Below are 8876 nucleotides of genomic sequence, written 5' to 3' on the forward strand. Positions count from 1 at the left end.
TTTATGCAGTATTCTTCGAAAGATAAAATTGAAAAAAGTTACGATGTAATCGTCATTGGTTCAGGCCTAGCGGGTATGACTCTCGCTAATAAAATGGCAAGAGACGGCCGCTCTGTACTCTTATTAGAGTCTCACAATAAGCTTGGTGGTTTTGCCACTTGGTTTAAGAGAAAAGACGGAGAGCATATTTTTGATGTCTCTCTTCACGGCTTTCCAGTTGGGATGATTAAAACTTGTCGCAAGTACTGGACGAAGGATATCGCTGATCGCATTCACCAGTTAAAATCTGTCCGATATATCAATCCACAATTTGAAGTGGAAACAGATTTCACAAAAACAGATTTCATTAAAGTTCTCATTGAAAAATTTAGTGTAAAAGAAGAAACGGTTAACGCCTTTTTTGAAGACCTTGCCACAATGAACTTCTACGACAACTCAAAGATGACTAATGGAGAGTTGTTCGAAAAATACTTCCCAGGCAGATCAGACATCACGCGCTTTTTATTAGAGCCCATCGTGTATGCAAATGGATCTAACCTTGAAGACCCTGCTATCAGTTACGGAATCGTTTTTTCAAACTTCATGAGTAAAGGTGTCTACATCTTCCAGGGTGGAACAGACATGATGATTGGTTTGATGAAAGAAGAGATGCTGAAAAATGGAGTTGATATTCAACTTCAAGCAATGGTTTCTAAAATCTTAATTGAAGATAAAAAAGCTATCGGTGTTGAAATCAAAGGTCACAAAGTTTATTCAAAGGCCGTTGTTTCAAATTCAAACTTAAAGAGCACAGTATTTAAAATGGCAGGAGCTGAAAACTTCTCTCCTGAGTTCGTTAAGAAGGCCGATGAGGTTCGACTTAACACATCTTCATGTCAGGTCTACATGGGCCTTAAAAAAGGCGAGAGCATCCCTTTTATTGGAGACCTGATCTTCACTTCAGAAGACAAAGACTTCTCAACTGATTTAATTCTTTCACCAAAAGTAGGAAGCCAGACTTTCTCTTTATACTATCCAGAAATGCGCCCTCATCTAGCACCTTCATACGCGGTTGTTTCATCTTCAAACTCAAAATACGAAGACTGGAAGAGTTTGTCTGAAGAAGACTACGAAAAACAAAAACAATACCTCATCGAGCGCGCTCTAAGAGGTTTAGAAAAAATCGTCCCAGGGATTCGCGAGAAGATTGATTACGTTGATGCTGCCACTCCATTAACAGTTGAGCGCTATACAAACCATGTTCGCGGAGCAAGCTTCGGAACTAAGTTTGAAGGCCTTGATGTCTCAATGAATATGCACAAAGAACTGCCTGGATTATTTCATGCAGGCTCGGTTGGAATTATCATGTCGGGATGGTTAGGAGCTGCCAACTACGGAGTCATTCAAGCTCACGAAGTTGACAACTATTTATCAAAATTAGAGAAATTAGTAACAGTATAAAACTGTCGTCCAGTTTCCACCGTAATCTTTTGGAAGTTCAACTAAAGCAGCACGTACAGTTTTGCCGTGAATTTCAAATTGATGTGGGCCTTCCCAGCGAACTCTTCTGTCGACAGAAAATGCATTTAAATAATAAATGTCATTGATCATGTCGCCACCAGAAACTACTTGTCCCGGGTAAATTCTATAATAGCCTTTTGATTCCCAAACTCTGTTTGGATTTTGTCCTCTTGTCGCTACATAAATTTCCTGGTTACAGTTGTTTTGTAGATACAGGTGCACGACTTTATCGTGGTCCTTATCAAGAGAAGGTGAGAAAAAAGATTCAATTCTGCCCACTTCAGCTTGTGCTACGTTTAGTGCCAGAACAGAAAAGAGTGCGATTAAAAATTTCATGATGCCTCCAAAATCTATTAAGAGATACCTCTATAAATCTAGGAGAGGTGAGTGCATATGGAAACTAAAGATTTGTTACATTTAGGTGAGACCGTGTCAGATAAGTAATAGTTACCGACAACTGGCCGGCAACTATTACATTAAGTTTTAAATTAATTACAAATTAACCTAATCGTCCAATCTCCACTAGCGCCTCCTGGGAGTTCGATCAGTCTCGCTTTCAAGTTATATCCGTTAAACTCAATGTTATAAGGCCCATCCCAACGGATATGTCCATCGTACGTTCTTGCGTGAAGATAAAAGTAATTGCGACTCATAGTAGTGTCATAAATTCTATATCCAGGAGAAATTCTGAAATAGCCTCTGGTCTCCCAGTTTCCATTATAGGTTCGGGTACGGGTCACAACATACACATCTTCATAACATTCATTGGCCAGGTATAGGCCTATAGACTGTATGGATTTATTTTCTGAAGATGTTGGAGTAAAACTTAAACTCAGGTCACCTTGTTCGGCGTAAGAAATATTAAGAGTTAAAACTGTAAAAAGTGCGATTAACATTTTCATAGATCCTCCAATTTCTTGAGAATTCACTCTATGTGCTTCTTTCAATCTAGGAGTGTCATAGGTGAAAGGAAACTAAAGATTCGTTTAATTTACGAATTAGTTGACCAGTGATCCCTTGATCTCTTTCAAGAGGTATTATTCCACCATTGTGATCATACTCCATCATCAAATGTTGATACGCGGCACTCTTAAAAACACTTCTCAAACAAGTTTGTCTCAGTTAAAATTCTCTCAATTTTAAGAGGGAAACTACTATGGATTTTAACAATCAAACAGTCATCGTTACCGGTGGAACAAGAGGAATTGGACGCGGTATCAGCGAGGCCTTTCTAAAAAATGGCGCAACTGTTATTGCCACTTATGCTGGAAACGACGCTGCAGCAGCGAAGATGAAAGAAGAAAACTCACAGTATGCTGATCGCATCCACACTTTTAGATGTGACGTTCGCGATGAAGCGGCCGTGGTTGATTTTTATAAAATGGTTGAAGAAAAATTCCCTAAGATCGAAGTTCTTATCAACAACTCTGGGATCAGAAGAGACCAGGTGACAGCGATGATGAGCATGATTGAATGGAATGATGTTATTGCAACGAACCTGACGGGAACTTTTTTAATGAGTAAACATGCAGTCCTGCAGTTTATGAAAAACCGTTACGGAAGAATTGTGAACATGTCTTCTATCGGTGGAAGTTTAGGTTTACCAGGTCAAGCAAACTACGCTGCTTCAAAAGCAGGTCAGATTGCTATTTCAAAAACACTTTCAAAAGAAGTCGCAAAACGCGGGATCACTGTGAATAACGTGTGCCCGGGATTTATCGATACAGAACTTCTAGCTGATCTTCCGGAAGAGCAGAGAAAAGAATACGCTAAAGACGTTCCTATGAAGCGCTTTGGACGTGTAGAAGAAGTCGCTGCTGCGGTTTTATTTTTAGCGAGCAAAGAAGCAAGTTATATTACTGGTGCAAGTCTAGAAATTTCCGGAGGACTATAATGTTCCCAGATATTCTCGACCTTATCCCACAACGCCCACCATTTTTATTTGTTGATAAAGTGGTAGACCGTACAGAAAATTCAATCAAGACAACTCTTAAAGTGACAGGCCAGGAAGACTTCTTCAAAGGACATTTTCCAGGTAACCCAATCATGCCAGGAGTATTGCTTCAAGAAGCTTTATTTCAATCAGGAGCTGCTTTAATGGCAGGTCGTGCTGGTGGAGGCCTTGGTGTTGTGACTAGAGTTCAGAATGCAAAATTCAAAAATATGGTTCGCCCTGGCGATGTTTTAGAAATGGAAGTTCAGTTAACTGAATCTATTTCAAATGCTCACTATATGAAAGGGACCACTAAGGTAGACGGTAAAACGGTTTTAGTTATTGAATTTGCCGTAGCAAGCGTTTAAAGGATTATTATGAGCTTTTTAAATCTAGAAAATAAAACATTTCTTATCACTGGTGTTGCTAATAAAAAATCAGTGGCCTACTTTTCTGCAAAAACATTGCAGGACAATGGTGCTGACTTAATCTTCACTGTTCAAAATGAAGACATTAAAGAAAAAGTAGCAAAGCTATTCCCAGAAAAGAAAATTTATATTTTAGACGTAGAAAACACAGAGTCGGTGAGTGCACTAGGGAATCAATTAGCAGCTGAAAATGTAAAACTAGATGGTTTTCTTCATTCAATCGCTTTTGCTAATTACTCAGAAGGGATTAAGCCTTTTCATGAAACAAAACTAGAAGACTATCTTCAAGCTTCAAACATTTCATGCTTTTCATTAGTAGCTCTATCTAATTCTTTAAAACAAGTTATGCAGCCTGATGCTTCAGTTGTCACAATTTCTATCTCAAGCACGAAAGCGACAAACTACGGTTACATGGGGCCAATTAAAGCTTCATTAGATGCAGCTGTTTTATTCTTAGCAAAGTCATTTGCAAGCGATACAAAAGTTCGCTTCAATGCCGTTTGCTCAGGTCCACTAAAGACTTCAGCATCAGCTGGAATCCCAGGTTACATCGACAATTATCTATACGCTGAACAGTTAACAATGAGACACCAGGCCCTGGAAACTCAGGAAGTGGCCAACTCAGTAGTCTTCTTACTAAGCCCAGCTTCAAGCGGAATCAATGCGAGCGCAATGGTAGTAGATGCTGGAATGAGCTCTAACTATTTCGATGAGAGTGTTGTGGGTGCTTTTGCTAAAAGAGAGTAGTGAGAACTATTTTCTTCTTAGAAGAAAAATCATAAATATTAAATAAATCCCAACGGCCACTACGACAAAAGTCAGCAAGTTTTCACTTTGCTTACTTTGTTCTTGCATGCTGTCTTGATAGTACTTAGCGATGATTTTCACTTCGTTTTGGATCGTCTCTTCTTTCAAGTCTAATAAGATGTAATCAAGTTGCTTCACCTTAATGCTGATGATTTCCATCTGCTGAGCATATTTTTGGACTTCTACATTCGGAGTCGTCGCAAAATTTACAATCTGACTTAAGACTTTAATATCTTCCGAGACGCGGTTTTGATTTTCTTTGTGAGAGAAGGCGATAAACATATAAATATCAAGCAAACACTCACGATAGAAATCGCGTTTATCTAAAACAAACTTAATATTCTTTTTTTCCATTTCACTATAAGTCGGAACCATTAAGTTTACGCTGGTACGTACTGCAGTTAAGGCCTCTTCAAATGAAGTGAGAGATTTTTCTGTTTTTTGGAAGTGGGCGCGGATTTTATCAACCGACGTCTTTAATTCGGGTGTCCCTTTATTAATATCAGTAACAAGTTCCTGAAGTTCTTTGATACGAATTTTTTCGGCCTGTAGTTCTGCAAGATCAGCATTTATATTCTGTCTTAAAAAAAAGGCCGTGTTGCTAATTTGTAGATCAATTGTTCTTAGTTCATCTATATCAAGCTTGATTGAATTCTTTCCCATAGAGATTTGGGTAAGACTTCTGTAGTACAAAACACCACTGATCAAAGTAATAAGAAGGGTTGAAAGAATAAAAATTTTAATTCGCATAAAAGAATCATGCCCTAAAATGTTCAAGTTTGCGAGAGGTGTGGATTATTCTTGGCGCTTTTTTAAAAGTAAATAAAATCTTAAGTAACTGTAATTAGAAAACTCACGTATTCCCTAGGGAGCGCCGATATGACTCTATAAAATGTCACGTAGTACACTTTGGAGTCTTTTATGCTTATCAAAATCATCACTACGTTATCAGTATTAACATTCACTACATTTTCCTGGGCCGCAGATTTTAACTACCTCACGGTAGCTCAAGGTCTTGCTAAGGCAACAGGAACTGGGAACAATACGGGCGTAGGTAATGAGGCCGACCTTTACCAACAAATAGCTACCGAGTTTGGGCAAGTCTATGAGGCCATCGGTAAAAAAGAAGCTGATGGCGTTCTGACTGGTAACGGCCTGTCTGTTACGGGCGGATTAAACAGCATTGGATTTTCTTATAAAAGGCCTTTTATCAATTTCGGTGTGAGTGTAGACCGTAACCTGGCACCTGATCTCTTTGACAATAAACGCTGGATTGTTACAGATACTTTTTCAGTTGATATCGATGCTTCCAAAGTTTTAGGTGGTCTGCGCGATTCAGGTGCTATCAATATGTCTGAGCAAAACCTTGCGGCCTTCGCAGGTATTGTCTTTAAAAGAAAATTCACTTGGATTCACTATGCGAACTCTTATCAAGAAGGGCTTACAACTGAATTCGAAAAATTATTTCTTCCATTCAATGCTCTAACTTATTCCAACATCACTAAACTTGATCCTAATGAAATGGTTTTTAAAGAAGACTCTATTTCAGTGAAGGCCGGAGGAGTGGTTTCAGCACCTCTTTATACTGGTGTGACTGGAATGGCCGGAGTCTTAGCAAAGTTTGAAAGATTAAGCCGTGTGGAAGTGGTTTCTCTAGGTGATTCAAGACTTCAAATCAGTTCTGAAAAAACAAACATTACGACAGCGGGAGTTAGTCTTGGTATCCAGGCAGACTTTTTAAATATCCTTAAGATGACATTGTTGTCTTACGACTTTAGCTACAGCCTTGAATCAAGCTATAAAGTTTACCTGAATATGAATCAGATGGAGTTAATCGGTCTTGAGGCCCAGTCGCCGGTAGCAATGGAAGTTTCTCAAATTCTAAAAAACCGTGAAGGTGATTTAGATATCCTTGCTCCTTATATTATTTCAGAAGAAAAAAGAATCAGTCAGATAACTAAACATAAGTACAATTTCCTTTTATTAGGTGCTCAAAAGTCTTCAAAAACTCAGCAGATTGAAATCACTAAAGATGGAAAAGTAAAAAACTTCTTCCGCCACTATTATGAAAAAATGAAATACACGGAAGATGTGGTCTCTCGTTTATTTGCAAGTTTAGTTTACGCTTTAACTAATTCAGATATCTCTGCTACACAATTAGCAAATGATACAAAGAAAGTGACGATTGAATACGATTCAGAAAGAAACTTATTAGAAAATAGAGAAAGCCTTGACGTTGGTGAGAAAACATCTGGTGAGCAAAAGCTTTCAATGACTTTCTTAACAGATTTCAAAACTCAAAAAACGACAGGCTTAACTGGTAGAAAATTTAAAGACAGAGCAAGATTTATCCTTGAGAGATTCTCAGGTGTCGATCCATTAGCATTAGCGATGATTGATCGCGATTATTTAAAAGCACCTTTTCACGTTGAAGGAAACTACCAGGTTAATATCGACGGGATTCGCTACTTAAACTCTCAAAAAATCAGTACTGTTTTTGATCACTTCGACGGCCTTTGTAATGAATACCCAAAAACAAGTTTCTTAAACTTTAGAAACATGTTTGATAACTGCAGAAACTCTCTGCAAAATGATTATATCGATTACGTGAAAGATTTAACTCACGATAGAGTGTCTTCGGATGATATTACAGCTTGTGAATCGAAAGCTAAAAAATTCACATTGCCAGCTAAGAAACGTGCGTTCATTAAAAACTGCCTTGCTGAAATTAATCTTCTTCCAGAAGGAGAGTGGGTTAATGTTCCTCTTTGGCCGCTTAAAAATCTTTCGAGCAATATTGTAAACAACTCATACAGCAAAGTGCATTTCTATAATCTATTTGGAGTGCAGAACGTATTCTTCTTTGGATCGTTTGATGCTGTGACGGCGGATGGAAGGGCGTTTACTACGAGCTTTCATGAAGGGGCGTTTAAAGGGTTGGGAGCTGTAGACCATTATATGAGAGTGGAGAATTTGAGAGCGCCTTCTTCGGTTGTGGTTGACGAATAGTAGGATCAACTGGGGAAGAGCTTATCCAAGCTAAGGTAATTTGGGTTTTTGAAAGCGACTATTATCTGTTGTTAACGTTTTTAAAAATTCTACAACTTGAAAAACTTCTTCATCTGTTAAGTTAATCTGTGCTCTTTGAGGAGATGCTTGAGTAGAACGATGAATGTCTCCGCCTCTCATATAAAAACGAACAACATCATCAAGATCCAATAATCTACCATTATGCGAATAGGGTGCTCGTAAGGCCACGTCTCGAAGGCTTGGCGTTTTAAAAGCATATAGTCCATCACGTCCACTATCATTTCCATTAACTCCAACATCCCAAAGTCTTTGATCTGTGAAGTCGTTACCTTTATGGCAGAAAAGACAATTGGCCTTGAGTGTACTCATTACTGAATATCCTTTCTTTGCACTTTCAGAAATAGCATTGACCTGTCCTGAGTTCCAGCGATCAAATGGTGAATCTCTTAAATTTAAAGAGCGCTCGAAGGAAGCTAGTGATTGAGCAATGGTTTTAGATGTAATTCCCTCTCTCGGATATACACTACTAAACATCGATACATAACCGGGCACATTTTCAAGTTTTTCAATTAATAGATCGAGATCTTGATTCATCTCATCTGGTGCTGTTATTGGAATTAATGCCTGCTCTTCTAGTGAAGTGGCCCGACCATCCCAAAAGAAAATATTTTTATTATCCAGATAAGCGATGCTGGGAGTTTTTCTTTGAAGAACTTTATTATCATAACCAATTGCAGTCGGTCTTCCATCACTCCATCCCTTGTTAGGATTATGGCAAGAAGAACAGGAGATTTTATTATTAGAAGAAAGTCTTGGATCAAAAAATAAAGTTTTACCTAATTCAATTTGTGAATCGAGGTTAACGATAAAAAACGCTTGAAAGTAAAATCTCAATTTCATTTCTGGATGATAGAAATAATATTAACTTTTTTCAATTTTTAAATTTGTAAAACATGGCGTCAGGTTGAATTCCTATAGGATTATAAGTACTTGTATGATAAATAAAAAATTATTATTTTTTCATATTCGAAACGAAATAATTAATTCTATAATGTTGTAGTGTTTAACATTAAACTTTCCTCTTTATAGGTCAGGCTACCGAAATTCCATTCCATTTTAACTATAAAAATGGAGGAATTATGTCAGACAATTTTAATGAACCAAAGAAACGAAAGCCG

The 8876-nt window shown here is 37.9% G+C and carries 9 protein-coding genes; 5 read left to right on the forward strand and 4 right to left on the reverse strand.

Annotated elements, in window-relative coordinates:
• The first annotated feature begins 3 nt into the window (after positions 1-3).
• Entirely contained in the window at positions 4-1440 is a 1437-nt protein-coding gene (locus tag SHI21_RS17730) for a phytoene desaturase family protein (protein WP_323578328.1), read from the forward strand.
• On the opposite strand, the gene SHI21_RS17735 is transcribed toward SHI21_RS17730, so the two are convergent.
• On the reverse strand, positions 1426-1836 hold the full coding sequence (locus SHI21_RS17735; protein ID WP_323578329.1) for a DUF1036 domain-containing protein: 411 nt from the start codon (positions 1834-1836) through the stop codon (positions 1426-1428). The genes SHI21_RS17730 and SHI21_RS17735 overlap by 15 nt on opposite strands.
• Positions 1837-1988: 152 nt before the next feature.
• Complete coding sequence (locus SHI21_RS17740; protein WP_323578330.1) at positions 1989-2402, reverse strand: DUF1036 domain-containing protein; 414 nt, start codon at positions 2400-2402, stop codon at positions 1989-1991.
• A gap of 254 nt (positions 2403-2656) precedes the next feature.
• Between SHI21_RS17740 and fabG the strand changes: the two genes are divergently transcribed.
• From fabG to SHI21_RS17755, 3 genes are read left to right on the forward strand one after another with little or no spacing between them, the layout of a single operon-like run.
• Entirely contained in the window at positions 2657-3394 is a 738-nt protein-coding gene (gene fabG, locus SHI21_RS17745) for a 3-oxoacyl-ACP reductase FabG (protein ID WP_323578331.1), read from the forward strand.
• Positions 3394-3801: a 3-hydroxyacyl-ACP dehydratase FabZ gene (gene fabZ / locus SHI21_RS17750; protein ID WP_323578332.1), complete on the forward strand. Its 408-nt coding sequence runs from the start codon at positions 3394-3396 to the stop codon at positions 3799-3801. Before fabG ends, fabZ begins: the two co-directional genes overlap by 1 nt.
• Before the next feature lie 9 nt (positions 3802-3810).
• Complete coding sequence (locus tag SHI21_RS17755; protein ID WP_323578333.1) at positions 3811-4608, forward strand: enoyl-ACP reductase FabI; 798 nt, start codon at positions 3811-3813, stop codon at positions 4606-4608.
• A 6-nt stretch (positions 4609-4614) separates the two neighbouring features.
• On the opposite strand, the gene SHI21_RS17760 is transcribed toward SHI21_RS17755, so the two are convergent.
• Complete coding sequence (locus SHI21_RS17760) at positions 4615-5418, reverse strand: hypothetical protein (protein WP_323578334.1); 804 nt, start codon at positions 5416-5418, stop codon at positions 4615-4617.
• Between the two features lie 171 nt (positions 5419-5589).
• Here SHI21_RS17760 and SHI21_RS17765 point away from each other — a divergent pair, with 171 nt between their 5' ends.
• Positions 5590-7677 carry a hypothetical protein gene (locus tag SHI21_RS17765; protein WP_323578335.1) on the forward strand — a complete coding sequence of 696 codons (2088 nt, stop codon included), beginning with the start codon at positions 5590-5592 and terminating at the stop codon, positions 7675-7677.
• 30 nt (positions 7678-7707) lie between these two features.
• Here the strand turns inward: SHI21_RS17765 and SHI21_RS17770 are convergent, their stop codons facing one another.
• Positions 7708-8598, reverse strand: coding sequence for a cytochrome-c peroxidase (locus tag SHI21_RS17770; protein WP_323578336.1), 891 nt, complete (start codon positions 8596-8598; stop codon positions 7708-7710).
• Between the last annotated feature and the right edge of the window lie 278 nt (positions 8599-8876).

The organism is Bacteriovorax sp. PP10 (assembly GCF_035013165.1).
In the GTDB taxonomy this organism is placed as follows: domain Bacteria; phylum Bdellovibrionota; class Bacteriovoracia; order Bacteriovoracales; family Bacteriovoracaceae; genus Bacteriovorax; species Bacteriovorax antarcticus.